12 protein-coding genes are annotated in these 16,945 nt (G+C 75.4%); 6 read left to right on the forward strand and 6 right to left on the reverse strand.

The features are described from left to right. Positions 1–119 precede the first annotated feature (119 nt). Positions 120–1,592: an FAD-dependent oxidoreductase gene (locus tag ACZ4MO_RS01085; RefSeq protein ID WP_175008754.1), complete on the reverse strand. Its 1,473-nt coding sequence runs from the start codon at positions 1,590–1,592 to the stop codon at positions 120–122. After that, a complete protein-coding gene (hemE, locus tag ACZ4MO_RS01090; protein WP_499278594.1) occupies positions 1,589–2,617 on the reverse strand; it encodes a uroporphyrinogen decarboxylase in 1,029 nt (342 codons plus the stop codon). Before hemE ends, ACZ4MO_RS01085 begins: the two co-directional genes overlap by 4 nt. Before the next feature lie 176 nt (positions 2,618–2,793). Here hemE and ACZ4MO_RS01095 point away from each other — a divergent pair, with 176 nt between their 5' ends. The 3 genes from ACZ4MO_RS01095 to ACZ4MO_RS01105 all read left to right on the forward strand — a co-directional run bounded on the left by ACZ4MO_RS01095 (position 2,794) and on the right by ACZ4MO_RS01105 (position 8,104). Continuing rightward, positions 2,794–4,167 (forward strand): glutamyl-tRNA reductase, encoded by a 1,374-nt coding sequence (locus ACZ4MO_RS01095; protein WP_074804863.1) that lies wholly within the window; start codon positions 2,794–2,796, stop codon positions 4,165–4,167. Positions 4,168–4,367: 200 nt separating this feature from the next. Beyond that, entirely contained in the window at positions 4,368–7,070 is a 2,703-nt protein-coding gene (locus tag ACZ4MO_RS01100; protein WP_175008752.1) for a GH92 family glycosyl hydrolase, read from the forward strand. A gap of 98 nt (positions 7,071–7,168) precedes the next feature. Then, on the forward strand, positions 7,169–8,104 hold the full coding sequence (locus ACZ4MO_RS01105; RefSeq protein WP_255437166.1) for a Ppx/GppA phosphatase family protein: 936 nt from the start codon (positions 7,169–7,171) through the stop codon (positions 8,102–8,104). Positions 8,105–8,119: 15 nt separating this feature from the next. Here the strand turns inward: ACZ4MO_RS01105 and ACZ4MO_RS01110 are convergent, their stop codons facing one another. Continuing rightward, a complete protein-coding gene (locus ACZ4MO_RS01110; protein WP_175008751.1) occupies positions 8,120–9,499 on the reverse strand; it encodes a CoA transferase in 1,380 nt (459 codons plus the stop codon). Between the two features lie 128 nt (positions 9,500–9,627). Between ACZ4MO_RS01110 and ACZ4MO_RS01115 the strand changes: the two genes are divergently transcribed. Next, positions 9,628–10,926: an SH3 domain-containing protein gene (locus ACZ4MO_RS01115; protein WP_175008750.1), complete on the forward strand. Its 1,299-nt coding sequence runs from the start codon at positions 9,628–9,630 to the stop codon at positions 10,924–10,926. Positions 10,927–10,963: 37 nt separating this feature from the next. On the opposite strand, the gene ACZ4MO_RS01120 is transcribed toward ACZ4MO_RS01115, so the two are convergent. From ACZ4MO_RS01120 to ACZ4MO_RS01130, 3 genes are all read right to left on the reverse strand, one after another. Beyond that, positions 10,964–12,736: a hypothetical protein gene (locus ACZ4MO_RS01120; RefSeq protein WP_175008749.1), complete on the reverse strand. Its 1,773-nt coding sequence runs from the start codon at positions 12,734–12,736 to the stop codon at positions 10,964–10,966. Positions 12,737–12,863: 127 nt separating this feature from the next. Further along, complete coding sequence (locus ACZ4MO_RS01125) at positions 12,864–13,331, reverse strand: NUDIX hydrolase (protein WP_222592380.1); 468 nt, start codon at positions 13,329–13,331, stop codon at positions 12,864–12,866. A 160-nt stretch (positions 13,332–13,491) separates the two neighbouring features. After that, the gene (locus ACZ4MO_RS01130; protein WP_175008748.1) at positions 13,492–15,129 is read right to left on the reverse strand and encodes a family 10 glycosylhydrolase; all 1,638 of its coding nucleotides are present in this window, start codon (positions 15,127–15,129) and stop codon (positions 13,492–13,494) included. A gap of 237 nt (positions 15,130–15,366) precedes the next feature. Here ACZ4MO_RS01130 and ACZ4MO_RS01135 point away from each other — a divergent pair, with 237 nt between their 5' ends. Together ACZ4MO_RS01135 and ACZ4MO_RS01140 are read left to right on the forward strand one after the other, a co-directional pair. Beyond that, complete coding sequence (locus ACZ4MO_RS01135; RefSeq protein WP_175008747.1) at positions 15,367–15,780, forward strand: helix-turn-helix transcriptional regulator; 414 nt, start codon at positions 15,367–15,369, stop codon at positions 15,778–15,780. Further along, complete coding sequence (locus ACZ4MO_RS01140; protein ID WP_175008746.1) at positions 15,777–16,889, forward strand: hypothetical protein; 1,113 nt, start codon at positions 15,777–15,779, stop codon at positions 16,887–16,889. Before ACZ4MO_RS01135 ends, ACZ4MO_RS01140 begins: the two co-directional genes overlap by 4 nt. Positions 16,890–16,945 lie beyond the last annotated feature (56 nt).

Consider the following 16,945-nt stretch of genomic DNA (forward strand, 5'->3'; position numbering starts at 1 on the left):
GAATGGCGCGCGGAGTGACGCGGTCCTGACGCTCGGTCAGGAACTTCCGGACAACGTGTCAGGTCAATTCGCGGAGAATTCTCGGGGCATTTCCGACGCGGAATCCGGTAAGGATTCCCTTACTCCGTGGACGCGAGGTCGCGCGCGCATTCCTGGGCGTGGCCGACGATCGACGCGAGCCCCGTCCCGGCGATCCAGCCGCCGGTCACGGCCAGCCCGGGCACGGCGTCCACGCGCGCGACGAACGCCGCGACCTCGCGCCGGAACGCGGGCGTGGGCGGAGGCAGCGCGCCGTTCCACCGCGTGACGACGTGGCCGAGGACGCGTCCGTGCAGGTCGACGCCGAAGAGGCGCGACGCGTCCGCGACGACGCGGTCGAGGTCGGGCTCCGTCGTCGCGCCGATGCGTCCGTAGCTGAGGCGCACCACGTGGTGCCCCGGGCCGGCGGCGGCGCGGACGCGGTCGCGCAGCCAGGGCCACTTGGCGGTCGAGTGCGTGAGGGCCTTGGCCTCGACGTCCGACGGCGGCGCCGCGCGCCCGGCGTCGCGGTGCGGCGGGGCGACGAGCAGGCCGGTCCCGCGCGGGGCGTCGTCGAGCTCGGGAGCGCGCAGCAGGAGCGTCACGAGCCGCACGTCCGCGCCCGGCTCCGGGTCGGGCAGGAGGTCTGCCGCCGTCCCGACGAGCGGCCCGAGCGCGTCGACGAGCGCCGGGGTCGTCACGACGAGGCGCGGCGCGGCGAGGTCGACCGGCCCGCCCAGGGTCTCGGCGCGCACGAGCCAGGACGCGGGCCCCCGGTCCGGGGCCAGGGCGCGCGAGATGCCCGTGACCTCGTGACGCAGCCGGACGTCGGTCCCCGCGGCGAGCCCCTCGACGAGCCGGTGCATGCCACCGTCGATGCCGCGCACGGCCGACCCGGCCGGGGCGAGCGCGCGCATCGACGCGACGGCGCGCGCGAGCGACCCCTCGCGCTCGAACGCCTCGCGCAGCCCCGGCGCGACCGCGGCGACGTCCAGCCGGTCGAGGGGGGCGGAGTGCACGCCGGAGGCGACCGGCGCGACGAGCCGCTCGGTCACGCGCGCCCCCATGCGGGACCGTGCGAACGTCTCGAGCGTCCGCAGGTCGGTGAACCGGCGGGGCAGCACCCGGTCGAGGCTCGCGCGCAGCGCCCCGCCGAGGCCGACGGCGCGACGCACGTCCCGTGCCCAGGGGTCCGCGGGGATCCCGAGGACGCCCGCGCGCGGCAGGGGGTAGGCGTGCCCGGCGGCGTAGCCCCACGCGCCCGCGCCCGACGGCTCGACGACGTCCAGCCCCAGCTCGCGCACGAGGTCGCCGACGGCGGTGCCGCGCGCCGCGAACGACTCGGCACCGAGGTCGACCCGGACGCCGTCGAGGCCCGGGAGGTCCCCGCCGCGGACCGGTCCGCCCGGCACCTCGGCGGCGTCCAGCACGACGACGCGCAGCCCCTGCGCGCGCAGGGTCCGCGCGGCGGTGAGCCCGGCGACGCCCGCGCCGACGACGACCGCGTCCGCGGTCTCGACCCCGTCCGCTGCGGCGGGTCCGGACGGACGGGGCGTCGTCGGCTCGGTGCTCACCGTCGGGTCGCCTCCTCGGTGGTGGCGTCGGGAGCGTCGTCCGCGAGCGCGTGGACGAGCGCGACGACGCGCGTCAGGACGTCGGGGTCGGTGTCCGGCGGGACGCCGTGGCCGAGGTTGACCACGTGCCCCGGGGCGGTGCGCCCGCGGCGCACGACGTCCCGGACGTGCGCCTCGAGCACGTCCCACGGCGCGGCGAGCAGCGCGGGGTCGATGTTGCCCTGCACCGGCACGGGGGCGTGGCCGTCGGCGAGGAGCCGGGCGGCGTCGTCGAGCGGCGTGCGGTAGTCGACGCCCACGGCGACGTCCTGCACCCCGGCCGCGGTGACGGCGTCGCGCATGGCGGGGAGCAGGTGCCCCGTGCCCGTGCCGAAGTGGACGACGGGCACGCCGAGGTCCGCGACGTGGGTGAGTGCGCGCGTGCTCGCCGGGGCGGCGCCGGCCGCGTAGTCCGCGAGCGAGAGCGAGCCGGCCCACGAGTCGAAGAGCTGCGCCGCGCTCGCGCCCGCCTCGACCTGCGTCCGCAGGAACGTGCCGGTGAGGTCGGCCGCCCAGTCCACGAGGCGCTGCCACGTCTCCGGGTCGCCGCGCAGCAGGGCGCGCGCCGCGAGGTGGTCGCGCGACGGACGGCCCTCCACGAGGTAGGCGGCGAGGGTGAACGGCGCACCGGCGAACCCGATGAGGGGCGTCGTGCCGAGCGCGTCGACGGTCAGCGCGACGGCCTCGCGGATCGGGGCGAGCGCGTCCTCGGTGAGCTCGCTCTCGACGAGCCGGGCGACGTCGTCGGGCGTGCGGTACGCCTGGCCCATGACGGGGCCGACGCCCGGCGCGATCTCCACCTCGACGCCCGCGAGCCGCAGCGGCACCACGATGTCCGAGAAGAAGATCCCGGCGTCCACGCCGTGCCGGCGCACCGGCTGGAGCGTGATCTCCGAGGCGAGGTCGGGGCGCAGGCACGAGTCGAGCATGCTCACGCCCTCGCGCGCGGCGCGGTACTCCGGCAGCGATCGGCCCGCCTGGCGCATGAACCACACGGGTGTGATTTCCGGGCGCTTTCCGGTCGTGCCCGCGCGCAAGGCCTGCACGAGCGGGGAACGGTCCGTGCGGCCGTCGGTCAGGGGATGGCCCGGGGAAAGGGCGACAGGAATCACAGCTACCGATTCTGCCTCTCTCCCGGGGGAATGATTAAATCGGAGGCACTGTGGCTCTTCTCTCCCTCACGGCCAGCCACCACGAGCTGGACCTCGACGCCCTGGAACGACTCTCCACCGGGGCGCACTCGATCGGCGGCTCCGCGGTCGCGGCGTGCGACGTCATCACCGGTGCGGTCGTCCTCGCGACGTGCAACCGGTTCGAGCTGTACCTCGACGTGGACGCCCCCCTCGACGGCACCGGCGTGCAGCACGCGACCGAGCACGTCGCGCGCATGGTCGCCGAGGCGTCGGGCGTGGAGGTGGCCGAGGCGCTCGCGTCGTTCCGCACGCGCGCCGGGACCGAGGTCGCCGAGCACCTGTTCGCCGTCGCGTCGGGCCTGGACTCGATGGTCGTGGGGGAGCGCGAGATCGCCGGCCAGGTCAAGCGGGCGCTGGAGACCGCGCACGCCGACGGCGTGACGTCCTCGACGCTCGAGCTCCTCTTCCAGACGGCGTCGCGCACGTCCAAGAAGGTCAGCACGCACACGACGCTCGGCGGGGCCGGTCGCTCCGTCGTCGCGCTCGGGCTCGACCTCGCCGCGGCCGAGCTGCCGCCGTGGCCGCAGGTGCGCGCCGTCCTCATCGGCACCGGGTCGTACGCGGGCGCGAGCCTCGCCGCGCTGCGGGCGCTCGGGTGCGACGACGTGCGGGTCTACTCGCAGTCCGGCCGCGCCGAGGAGTTCGCCGCCGCGCGCGGCGTGGAGGCCGTGACGGACCTCGTCGCGGCGCTGGAGGACGCGGACCTCGTGGTGTCGTGCAGCGGCGCGCGCGGGCGGGCGCTCGCCGCGGACGCCGCACGCCCGGGTGCCGAGCGGCGGGAGCAGGCGATCGAGCACGTGCTCGACGCCGCCGCGGTGGTGCGGGCGCGCGAGCGGGCCGCGGTGCGGGCGGGCGAGGAGCCCGTCGCGCGCCCCACGGTCGTGCTCGACCTCGCGCTGCACCGCGACGTCGACCCGCGCGTGGCCGACGTCGAGGGCGTGCTCCTGTACGACCTCGCGACGCTCGCGGCGCACTCGCCGTCGATCGCGTCCGAGCTCGTGACCCAGGCCCGCGCCATCGTCGACGAGGCGACGCGGGCGTTCGAGGAGACGCGCCTCGGCCGGGCGGCGGACACGGCGGTGGTCGCCCTGCTGGCCGACGCCGAGCGGCGCGTCGCGCTCGAGGTGGCCGACGTCGTCGCGCTGCGCGAGGCGGACGGCGACCCGGTGGAGCCGGACGAGGCCGACGAGATCGCGCGCGGCGTGCGGCGCCGCGTGCACGCCGACCTGCACCGCGCGATCGTCGCGGCCCGCGCGGAGGCCGTCGCCGCGGCGCAGGCCGAGGAGCGCGCGGTCGTCGCGGACGCCCAGGCGCTCGTCCACGAGGCCGCCGGCGTGCGCTGAACCTCCGTCCGCTCGACGGACCCGCTGCCTCGGGCATCCGATTGACAGCGCAGTCATACCCGGGAGAGGGTGGCCGACGGACGCCCGTCGTCGACCAGGAGCACCGTCGCCCCGCCACGAGCGGCCCGGGCGGCGCCTGACCGACGGCCCCGGGGCGCCCCGGGCGACGACGCCCGGTCGCACGTCGAAGAGGACATGGCATGAGACGACCACGACTCGCCCTGCTCGCCGCGGGGCTCGCGCTCGCCGTCGCGCCGGGCACGCTGCTGCCCGCCGCCGCGGGCGCCGCCCCCGCCGACGAGGGCACCGTCACCGCCGCCGCGAGCGACGACCTCACGCTCGAGGTCAACCCGTTCGTCGGCACCGAGAGCGAGGGCAACGCCTACCCGGGCGCGACCGTGCCGTTCGGCATGGTCCAGCTCAGCCCGGACAACACGAGCTCCTACGCCTCGACGTCGTACAGCACGAACGCCGGGCGCGTGTGGGGCTTCAGCCACCGGCACGTGAACAGCGCGGGCTGCCCCGCGGCGGGCGAGCTGCTCGTCACGCCGGACACGAGCGCGACCCCGCGCACCTCACGCTCCTTCATCGCGATCAAGGACCAGAAGAGCACCGAGCACGCGTCGGCCGGGTTCTACGAGGTGACCCTCGCGAACGACGTGCACGCCGAGCTCACCGCGACCACGCGCGTCGGCGCGCACCGCTACACGTTCCCCGCCTCGACGACGTCCCACCTGTCGTTCAACGTGGGCCAGACGCTGCGCGACGCCGGCGCGAGCTCGGTGACGTGGGTCGACGACCGCACGCTCGAGGGCTGGGTCGACAACGGCGGCTTCTGCGGCGGCACGCCGGACGAGCAGCGGTACTTCTTCAGCGCGACGTTCGACCGCCCGGTCGCGTCGAGCGGCACGTGGGGGACCGACGCGCGCTACGTTGCGGGCTCCACGACGAGCGAGGTCGCGGGCGGCGACAACGGCGCCGTCGCGATCTTCGACACCACGACCGACCGCGACGTCGAGGTGAGCGTGGGCGTGTCGTTCGTGAGCGTCGACGGCGCGCGCGCCAACCGTGAGGCCGAGGCCACCGACGAGGGCGGGCAGGTCGCGTTCGACACCGTGCGCGAGGAGGCCCGCGACGCGTGGAACGCCGAGCTGGGCCGTGCCGCGATCGACGCGTCGCCCGCCCAGCGCCGGATCTTCTACACCCAGCTCTACAAGACGCTGCTCTCGCCGACGATCGGCAGCGACGTCGACGGCCGGTACCGGGGCATGGACCTCGACGTCCACCAGGCCGACGGCTGGGACTACTACCAGAACTTCTCGCTCTGGGACACGTACCGCACGCAGGCGACGCTGCACGCGCTCCTGCTGCCCGAGCGCGCGCAGGACATCGTGCGCTCGATGTACCAGCACCGCGTCGAGGGGGGCTGGCTGCCGCGCTGGTCGCTCGGCGCGCTGGAGACCAACATCATGGCGGGCGACCCCGTCACGCCCTGGCTCGCGGAGAACTTCGCGCTCGGCACCGTCCCCGACGACATCGCGGACGAGCTGTGGGACTACCTCGTCGAGAACGCCACGACGACCCCGCCGGACGGCGTCGCGTCCGTCGGGCGGCGCAGCACCGAGTTCTACGCCGAGCACGGCCACGTGCCGTTCTACCCCGAGAACGAGGGCGGCCTCGGGGGCCAGTTCGAGGAGTACCGCCACGGCGGCTCCGCGACGCTCGAGCTCGCGCTCGCCGACGCGAGCCTCGGCGCCGCGGCCGAGCGGACCGGCCGCGAGGGTGGTCAGGCGTTCCTCGACCGGGGCCGCAACTGGCGGAACCTGTGGAACCCGGACGTCCCGCTCTCCGGCGGCTTCCAGGGCATGGTCAACGCGAAGCGCCCGACCGGCGAGTTCGTCACGCTGCCCGAGCTGACCGACGTCACGCGCTCCGGCTTCCACGAGGGCGTGCCGTGGCAGTACCAGTGGATGGTGCCGCAGGACGTCACGGGCCTCCAGGAGGTCATGGGCGGCGAGGACGGCTTCGTCGAGCGCCTCGACTACTACTTCGACCAGCCGGCGCTCGCCGCGAACCCCGGCGTCTCGCCGAGCACGTGGGCCAAGGGCGGCAGCTCGTACTACACGACGATCCGCTACAACCCGGGCAACGAGCCGACGATCATGAACGCGTGGCTCTACGGCTACGTGGGCCAGCCGTGGAAGACGAACGACGTCCTCGCCGCGAACCTCAACCGCTTCCCGGACACCCCGGGCGGCGGCGTCGGGAACGACGACCTCGGCACGCTCGCCGCCTGGTACGTCATGGCGTCGCTCGGGTTCGAGCCCGTCATGCCGGGCTCCGGGATCCTCGCGCTCAACGCGCCCAAGGTGCAGGCCGCGACGGTCACGACCGACGCCGGGGCGACGCTGCGCATCGACGCGGCGGGCGCGAACGAGAAGCTCCCGAGCTACGTCGCCGGGCTGGAGGTCGACGGCGTCGCGCACACCGCCGCGTGGCTGGACGTCGCGGCGCTCCAGGACGGCGGCACGCTCGACTTCGACCTCTCCGACACGAGCGCGGGCCTCACGTGGGGCACGGGGGCGGCCGACCGCATCCCGTCGGTCTCCGCCGTCGTGCCGCCCGCGCCGGTCGAGGTCGAGGCGAGCGCGCGCTGCCTCGGCGGCCGGGCGTTCGTCGCGGTCCGCGCGACCAGCACGGCCGACGCGCCCGTCGACGTGACACTCACGACGCCGTTCGGCGAGCGGACGGTCCGGCAGGTGCAGCCGGGCAAGAGCGCCTACCAGTCGTTCACCACGCGGGCGACGTCCGTCGAGGCCGGGACGGCGACCGTCACCGTGGTCGCCGCGGACGGCACGACGTCGACGGTCGACGCGGTCTACGACGCGCTGGCCTGCGACTGACCGGCAGGTCACCGCGGGTGCGCGCCGCGCACCGGTCGAGGGCCGTCGTCGGGCAGCACGCCCGACGGCGGCCCGCGCCGCGCCGCTAGGCTCGCCGCGTGAGCACCACCACGCGCCTGGGCGTCCTCGACATCGGCTCGAACACCGTGCACCTCGCCGTCGTCGACGCCGCGTACGCGGCGCGTCCCGTGCAGGCCGCGGGGGCGCGCACGGTCGTGCGCATCATGCGCTACCTCCGGCCGGACGGGTCGCTGTCCCCGGAGGGCGTCGCGGCGATGCTCGCCGCCGTCGACGACGCGATGGCGCTCGCGCGCGAGTCGGACGTCGACGAGATGCTGCCCATGGCGACGTCGGCGCTGCGGGACGCGACCAACGGGCCCGAGGTGCTGGCGGCGATCGGCGAGCGCGTCGGGCAGCCGGTCCACGTGCTCTCCGGCGAGGACGAGTCGCGACTGACCTTCCTCGCCGCGCGCCGCTGGCACGGCTGGGCCGCGGGTCGGCTGCTCGTCCTCGACATCGGGGGCGGGTCGCTCGAGATCGCGTCGGGGGTCGACGAGGAGCCCGACCTCGCCGTGTCCCTCCCGCTCGGCGCCGGCCGCACGACCATGGCCTTCCTGCCCGACGACCCGCCCGCGCCCGAGCACGTCGAGGCGCTGCGCGAGCACGTGCGCGCGACGCTCGCGCCCGCCGTCGCGCGGTTCGCCCGCCTCCCGCGTCCGGACCACGTCGTCGCGACGTCCAAGACGTTCCGCTCGCTCGCGCGGCTCGCGGGCATGCAGACGGAGGCGGTCGGCCCTGACGACCGGTGGCGGATGCGGCGCTCGCAGCTCGCGGACTGGGTGCCGCGGCTCGCGCGCATCACGGCCGAGGGACGCACCGCCCTGCCGGGCATCACGCCGGAGCGCACGTTCCAGATCGTCGCGGGCGGGGTTGTCGCGGTCGAGACGATGCGCGCGCTCGGCGTCGACGAGGTCGAGATCTGCCCGTGGGCCTTGCGCGAGGGCGCGATCCTGCGCCGCCTCGACCACGCCTGACGTCCGGCGACCCGCTCAGCCGGCGGCTCCCGCCGCGCCGCGCGGCGTCGCCCACCGCGGCGCGTCCGTGCCCCACGGCCGGGCCGGGGCCGGGTAGTCGTCGACGGGCTCGCCTGCGAGGCGGTCGAGCGCAGGCCGGGTCGTCGTCACCTCGACGTCCCGGCCGTCGAGGCGTACCCGGTGCCCGACGACGCACCGCGCCCCCGGCGTCCGCGGCGGCCCGTGCGCGGGGTCGCGCCGGGGGGCCGAGAGCAGCGCGTGCGCGGTGCGGGCGAGCGCGCCGTCGACCTCGCGCCCGCGTCCGTCGGCCGCGCGGTCGGCGAGGGCGTCCACGACGGCCGCGGCCACGAGGTAGCCCGTCGCGTGGTCGAGCGCCTGGGCGGGCAGGGCGCCCGGATCGGCGACGGCGGTGTCGTGTGCCGGGTCGCCCGCGGTCCCGTCCCGCGTGCCCTCCACGAGCGCGATCCCGCTGGCCGCCTGCACGATCGAGTCGAAGCCGCGCCGCGGCGCCCACGGGCCGTCGTCGCCCCACGCGCTGACGCGCGCGTGCACCGCACCGGCCGGGAGGCGCAGGCTGAAACCCTCCACCGCGCCCGGGCGGTAGCCCGTCACCAGGACGTCCGCGGCGTCGAGCAGCTCCTGGGCCCGGGCCCGGCCGGCGGGGGTCGCGAGGTCGAGCAGCGCGGACCGCTTGCCCTGCCCGGTGTCGAGGTGCTGGACCTCGATCTCCGGCAGCCCCGGAGGGTCGACGCGCAGGACGTCCGCGCCGAGCAGCGCGAGCGTCCGGGTCGCGACGGGCCCGGCGATGACGCGGGTGAGATCCAGGACGCGGAGGCCGGCGAGCGGCCGGGGCCCCGGGAGGAGCGGGCGCGGGGGAGCGACGTCGTCGCGCACCGTGGTCCGTACGGGAGGGCCCGACGCCGCGGCCCGGCCGGGCGCGGACGCGCGCCACTCGTCCACCGAGCGCACGCGCACCGCGATCGCGCCGACCGTGGCCGCGCGGTCCTCGACCTCCTGGGCCGACCGCACGGCGAGCGCCGCCGCGACGTCGTCCCGGGACGGGGCGTCCGCGACCGCGACGGGCAGGTCGAGGAGCGCGAGCAGCCGCACCCGGTGGTGCGGGTAGTTCGCGTGCGTGCGGACCCAGCCGTCCGCCGTGCGGAAGAAGCCGGACAGCGGCGCGAACCCGTCCACCGGCGCACCGTCGACGCGGAGCAGCCGGTCGCTCGTGAACGCCGCGGCGACGCGCTCGGGGTCGGGGGCCGGTCCGGGGTCGAACCCGCCCGCCCGCGCCGCCGCGTCCCGCATGGCTGCGACGGACCCGACCGCGAGGTCCCGGACGGGCAGCGTCGCGGCGAGGAAGCCCTGGTCGGCGTGCCCCGTCCCCGTGGTCATGACCCGACGGTACGCCCGAGCGTTGTTGGACAGTCGTCCATCTGGCGGTGCCCTGGAACTGGCCTTACCGTGCTTCAGGCGTGTCAACCCGACACGCCGGGCATGTCAGAACTTTCAGGGGGCAGGGGATGGTTCGGAACGCGAGGCGCTGGTCGGGCGTCGTGGGTACGGCGATGGCGGCGGCGCTCGCCACAGGCCTGGGGGGCGTCCTGGTCGCCCCGAGCGCGAGCGCGGCGGCCGCCGTCGTGGCGCCGCTGGGGGCCCGCACCTACTCGGTCTCGTCCTACTACGGTCCGCGCTGCATGCCGGTCGCCAGCGCGTCCACGTGGCACCTGGGACAGGACCTCGGCGCGGCCTCGGGCACCCGGATCAACGCGATCGCGGACGGCACGGTCCTCCGAGCGGGCAGCGTCAGCGGGTTCGGGCAGTGGGTCGTCCTGCGGCACACGATCGGCGGGAAGACGGTCTCGAGCGTGTACGGGCACGTCATCGACGGCGACAAGTACGTCAAGGCCGGGCAGACGGTCAAGGCCGGGCAGCGCATCGCCGACGTCGGCTCCACCGGGATCTCGACGTCCCCCCACCTGCACCTCGAGGTCTGGAACGGCACCTACGGGTCGGGCGCCTCGCACACCGACCCGCTCGCCTACCTCAAGGCCACGGGCGTCGACCTCGGGCGCAACGCGACGCGGGTGGCCGCCCGGTCGACCGCGACGTCGTGCACCTACTACACGAACGCCGCCGTGGACGTGCGTGCCGGGGCGGGGACGGGCGCCGTCGTCGCCCGGGTCGCGCGCGGGGCGACCGTCGTCGGCAAGCCCGGGGACGAGAGCGGCACGTGGCGCCGGGTCACGTCGGGGCGGACGACGGGCTGGGTCCCGGCCGCGAGCATCGGGCCGACGAAGCCCGCGCCGGTCAGCACGCCCCCGGCGACCAAGCCGCCGGCACCCCAGCCGGCACCCAAGCCCGTCCCGACGCCGTCGGCGCCCCAGCCGGCGACCCGGTACGTCACGGCCGCGTCGCTGAACCTGCGGGCGTCGGCGACGACGTCCTCGGCCGTGGTCGCACGGCTCCCGAAGGGCACGAAGCTCTCCGTCGCGACGACCTCGGGCGGCTGGCTGAAGGTCACCGCGAACGGCCGGACCGGGTGGGTCTCGGCCCAGTACACGTCCACGAGCGCCCCCGCGGCGCCCGCGAAGCCGGCCCCTGCCCCGGCACCGCCCAAGGCCGCGACGTCGTACGTCACCGCCTCGAGCCTCAACCTGCGGGCGTCGGCGTCGACGTCGTCCAAGGTCGTCGCGCGGCTCGCGCGCGGGACCGCGGTGACGCACGCCGGCACCGCCTCGAAGGGGTGGCTCAAGGTGACCGCCGGGGGCCGCACGGGCTTCGTCTCGACCGCGTACCTGTCGGCGCAGAAGCCGCGCTGAGCCGATCTCCGTGCCGCGCCCCTCCGGGGGCGCGGCGTCAGTTCCCCAGCGTCACCGTGCCGGGGAACCGGGCGGCGGACCGGTCCGTGACCGAGCCGTCGCCCGCAGCGTTGATCTCGCTGATCATCATGACGAGGTCCAGGTCGGAGTCGGCCGCCCGGGCGAGGCTCGTGGCGAGCTGGTACGGGTCCGAGAGCGGCTTCATGTCGTAGTCGGTGACGATGGCCCGCGTCTGCATGCCGAGGGCGTCGTTCTCGACGGCGGTGCGCACGCTGTCGGCGAGGCGGTTCATCTGCGACTCGGTGAGCGTCATCGTCACCTGCTGGCCGGGCGACACGTCGCCGGACGGCGAGAAGCCCGAGAAGTCCCGCGTGTTGAAGTACTGCGACGACATGTCGTCGGCCGTGACGTCGAACGAGTACGTGCGCGCCGACAGGTCCTCCGTGCCGGAGGCGTCGAACGACTGCGACAGGCGGAAGTCGCCCCGGTCGCCGTACGTCGCGGTCATGAGCTGCTCGGTGCTGCCGTCGGGATACGTCGTCGCGACGAGCGACCCGGTGTTCTGGCCGATCTGCCACTCGGCGCCGCCGACGGGCGTGTCGAAGCCGACGGTCGACGTCGAGTCGTAGTTGACGCGCTCGATGGTCGTCGTGCCGGAGATCCCGGTCGACGGGTCGCCGGGGATCTCGCCGGTGACGAGGTAGGTGTCGTAGGCGGCCTGGCCCTCCGGCGTCGACAGGTCGAACTCGGCGCTGCGCAGGGACGCGCCGTCGAGCGACGTCGTGTTGCCGAGCATGACCTTCACCGCGTCGAAGTCGAGGCCGAGGCCCGCGTGGTTCGCGATCGCCTCCGTCGGGCCCGCGGTGACGCGGACCGTGTCGTCGCCCGTGCGCTCGATGAGGCTGCTCACGCCCTCGGAGTCCTTGACGGACGACTCGAGCGCGATGTGCCGGAACGCGGCGTCGAGCTCGGTCTTGGCGTAGCTCCCGCCGTCCATCGTCACGGACGAGCCGACCGGCATGCTCCGCGGGTCGAACGGGTTGACGGAACCGGGGTCGACGTCGGTGCCGTCGGGCATCTTGAGGGTGTACTCGGACGTGACGCCGGTCGTGTACCCGCCGCTGACGCCCGTGCCCCCCTTCGAGACGCCACCCTCGACGCCGATCGAGACGTCCGACTTCGACGTGTACATGGTGAAGCCGTCCTCGGACTTCTCCCCGACCGTGTACTCGGCGCCGCCGTTGACGCCGAACGAGACCTTGGAGCCGTCGGTCGTCTTGAACCAGTCGGCGAGCGACCCGCTGCCGGAGTACGTCGTCTCGCCGCTGTCCGGGTCGTGGGAGACGCCGAAGCCGACCTTCGAGTCCGTGCCCTCGGTCGCGGGGCTCCCGAGGCCTCCGTTGTCGGATCCGCCGCTCTGGCTGCCCTTCACCGAGACCGTCGGGCCGCCGGGGCCCTCACCGCTCTCGCCGCCGTCGCCCGACCCGCCGGATCCCGGCCCGGACCCGCCCGGCCCGCCGGGGCCGCTGCCGCCCCCGCCCGTGCCGTCGGAGCTGGCGCTCTCCTGCTGGTCGGCGTTCGTGCGCACCTTGTCGGCCGCGTCGCGGAGCGTGGCCGCGGCCGCGGCGAGCGCGGGGCCGAGCTCCGAGGTCCATCGGCCGCGCAGCTCGTCGCCGTCGGGGCCGGCCCAGCGGGCTCCGCTGACGGTGGACTGGAGGCCGCCGCGCGTCGTCTCGAGCGAGTCCGACGCCGTCGTCAGGCTCTGCGCGAGCCTGCGCAGCTCGCCGATGTCGGCACCGTAGAACCCCATGGTCGTCCCTCTGTCGCGGCGGATCGTGCTCCCGGAGCGTACGTGGGCGAGCGGCCCCGCGTCTCGGGGTGCCCATGGGGCGAGGTCCCCATGCCGGGTGCGGACGGCCTGCCGACCCGGCGCGCGGTCAGGCCGTGAGGACGTCCGCGAGCCGCTCGAGGACGATGCGGCCCGCGGGCGGGACGCGGTCCGCGTCGGCCGGCGTGAGCCACGCGAGCTCGGCGATCTCGGCGTCCGGCGCCGGCTCGGGGGACCCGGGCAGCGGCTCGGCGTACAGGCAGTGCATCCGCACGACACGTCCGCCCAGACCGTGCCCCGGCGCCTCGGCGACGAACGCCGGGCGCACCGTCGCCGGGTCGAGGCGTACGCCGAGCTCCTCGTGGATCTCGCGCACCAGGGCCTCGGTGTCCGTCTCGCCGCGCTCGACCTTGCCGCCCGGCATGAAGAAGCGGTCCTTCCCGGTGGTCCGTACCGCGAGCAGGCGTCCGCCGCGGACGTTGACCCACCCGACGGTGCGCAGCGGTGGGAGGTCGGACGGCGGGGCCGACGCTCCGGAGGTCGAGGGGTCGGCGGGGCGGAGGTCGGGCGTGCTCACGTGTCCCACTGTGCCAGTCGGCGCCCACGGGCGGGTGGCCGGGGAACCTCGACGGCGCGTGGCGCACCCAGCGAACCACGCGCCGTCGGGCCTGCCCCTCGCGCGGCCCCAGTTCCGGCGAAGGGCGATCGTGCCGGGCCGAGGCCCGGCACGACGATCGTCACACCGACCAGCGGACCCTGCTCGGTGCGGACTCGTTCCAGACGCGGTCGAGCGCGGTCACGGCGTACGTGTACCGGCGCCCGCGCACGGCGGTCGGGTCGAGGAAGTCCTGGACCACCCGGCCCTCGGCCCGCTGCGTCGCGACGAGGTTCGCCGGGTTCTCGGTGTCCACGTGCTGCACCCACCCGTCGGCACGGTAGATCGCGAACGACGTCGCCGCGAACCGGCGGCCCCCGGCGTCGGTCCAGTGCACGCGGACGCCGTCGTCGCGCCAGCCGGCCCACGCGAGCACCGGTGTGCGGACCTTCGTGCCCGGGAGGTGCGGCATGGCCGGGACGAGCGCCGGGTACCGGTAGTGGTCGTCGCGCACGCGCGTCATCGAGCCCTGCGGGTCGGCCGGGACGTGCTTGGCCGAGAAGTACACGTTGCCGTGCACCGGGTGCTCCTGCTCCCGGCAGAACGTCAGGTGGTTCGACAGCTCGGCCGGGTCCGTGAAGACGCCCGACGTCACCTTGTACAGCGCCTCGCCGATGTACAGGTGCGTGCCGGACTGCGCGGCGACGTCGGCCCACCACGGGACGAGCTTCGCGTAGTCCGCGACGGCGAGCCCGAGCTGCCAGTAGACCTGCGGGTTGATGTAGTCGAGCCAGCCCTCGAGGACCCACTTGCGCGTGTCGGCGAACTGCATGTCGTACGACTGCGAGCCGCCCGTCTGGGAGCCGCGCGGGTCCGTCGACGCGTTGCGCCAGATGCCGAACGGGCTGATGCCGAACTTGACCCACGGCTTCGCCTGCTTGATGCGCTGCGAGATGGACTGCACGAACGTGTCGACGTTGTGGCGGCGCCAGTCCTCGATCCGGTCGAAGCCCGCGCCGTGGGCGGCGAACGTCGCCGCGTCGGGGATCGTCTCGCCCGCGACGGCGTACGGGTAGAAGTAGTCGTCGAAGTGCACGCCGTCGAGGTCGTAGTTCTCGACGCTGTGCAGGATCGCGTTCTTGATGTGCTCCTGCGCCGCGGGCAGACCCGGGTCGAAGTAGAGCTTGCCCCCGTAGGCCCACACCCACTCCGGGTGCTGCCGGGCGGGGTGCTCGGGGACGAGCTGCGCCGGGTCGGCCTGCATCGACACGCGGTACGGGTTGTACCAGGCGTGGATCTCGAGGTTGCGCCGGTGGCACTCCTCGACGACGAACGCGAGGGGGTCGTAGCCCGGGTCCCGGCCCTGCACGCCCGTGAGGTACTGCGACCACGGCTCGTAGGGGCTGGGCCAGAACGCGTCCGCCGTCGGGCGTACCTGGACGAACACGGCGTTGAGGCGGAAGTCGCGTGCGACGTCGAGCCAGCCCAGCAGCTCGGCCTGCTGCTGCTCGGCCGAGAGCCCGGACGCCGACGGCCAGTCGATGTTCACGACGCTCGAGATCCACATCGCCCGCAGCTCGCGCTTGCGAGGCGCCGGGGCCGCGGTCGGCGCGGCGTGGGCCGCGCCGGGCGTGGTGAGCGCGGCGGCCGGGGTGAGCGAGCCGACCGTCACGGTGAGCGTGCTCGCCGCGACGCCGGCCGTGGCGAGGGTGAGGAACTGTCGTCGTCCGACGCCGGCCGCTGCCGGGGCCGGGGACGTGGGGGAGCCGTCGAGCGTCATTGCTGATCCTCCGGGTCGTCGAGTATGTGGCAGATAGTTTCACAGAACATCGTGACTGTGAAGGTTTGCGCCACGCGAGCCCACGACTACGCCGATCACGGGGTTGTCGGCGTTCTGGGGCTCTTCGCGACAGCAGGGTCGTGGTCGAGTGCTCGTCGCCCGCGCGTCGCGGGCGGCGACACGCGGTGCGGCGCGGGTTCTGAGCTATGCCCTCGTGGCGAGAGTATGGTCGCGGGCATGGTATCCAAACCGCTCCAGGAGCCCGCGTTCCTCGTGCTCTCCGCGCTCGCCGCCGGGCCGCTGCACGGGTACGGCATCGCGCAGGACGTCGAGTCCAGCTCCGACGGGCGGGTCACCCTGCGCGCCGGCACGCTGTACGGCGCGATCGACCGGCTCGTCGCCGCCGGGCTCGTCGAGGTCGACCACGAGGAGGTCGTCGACTCACGGCTGCGCCGGTACTACCGGCTCACCCCCGAGGGTGGATCGCGCCTCGCCGCCGAGGCCGAGCGCGCCGAGGCGCAGGCCCGCCGGGCGCTCGAGCGTCTCGGTGCCCGACGCCGCACGGCCGCCCCGGCGGGCGACCGCACCGCGGCCCGCCCCGCGCCCGGGAGTGCCGGAGTGTCGCTCGACGGCGTGGCGGTGCCGGCATGAGCCACCTCGACAGCCATGACGGCACCGACGCCGTCGGGACGGTGCTCGTCGCGCCCGTCCTCGTGCGGGACTACCGGCGGCTGCTGCGCCTCTTCCCGTACACCTACCGGCGGGCGCACGAGGCCGAGATGCTCGGGCACCTGGTCGACGCCGCGCAGCCCGGGCAGTCACGGCCGACGTGGGCCGAGCGGTGGGACCTGCTGCGTGCCGCTGCGCGCGAGTGGCTGCTCGCGCCGCTGGGCTCGACCCCGCGGCAGCGGCGCGCGGCGACCGGGCTCCTTCTCGTGGTCCTCCCTGCCGTTCTCGTGGTCATGGCCGCGCGAGTCCTCGCGGTCGCCGCGGCGATCGTCCGGGCGATGCTCGGTCCGGACGGGCACGCGCCGCTCCTGGCGACCGTCCCGACGGCGACGATGTGGACCTTCTGGCTCGCGGCGGTCGCTCTCACGCTCCTCGGGGCGCAGCGCGTGGGCCTCGCGACGGCGGTGCTCGCCGCCGTCGCCGGGGTGGGCGGGCTCGTCCTGTCGCTCGGGTCCGGCAGCAGCTACGCCGCCTACCTCGACGCGCCGTGGGCCGCGGGGGTGGCGGTCTACGCGGGCGTGCTCGCCGGGCGGCGGACGTGTCGGGTCGGGCCCGAAAGGTGGACGCTCCGGGGCGCGACCCTCGGGGCGATGTCTCTGACCCTCGGCGCGTTCGTCGCCGCGACCTCCGCCGACGCGGCGAGCTTCGGGGTGCCCTGGTGGTCCGGTGTCGCGCTGAGCCCGTGGACGCTGCCCGCGCTCGCGGCACCGGCCGTCCTGCTCCTCGGGGCCGCGCTGCTGTGGCGTCGGACGCGGCAGGCGGTCCCGCTGCTCGGCGGTCTCGCTCTCGCCGGGCTCCTGAGCCGCTCGACCTTCTTCTGGTCGGGGACGGTGAACATCCAGACGGCGGACCTCGGCAACGTGCTCGGCCTGCTCGCGCTCGCAGTCGCCGCGACGCTCGTGCTGACCTGGGTCGTCAACCGCCTCGACGAGCTGGCCGAGGCGCGGGCGGCGCACCGCGCCGAGCTCGCCGCCATCGGCGGGGCGCCGGCCCGGGCCCGGTCGCACCCGGGCGAGCCGACCGCCGTCTGACCCGGGCGCCGTCGGGCACGACGGTGCGTGCGGACGAGAACGGGGTCGGCGACCGA

The sequence above is a fragment of the Sphaerisporangium cinnabarinum genome (assembly GCF_055567015.1).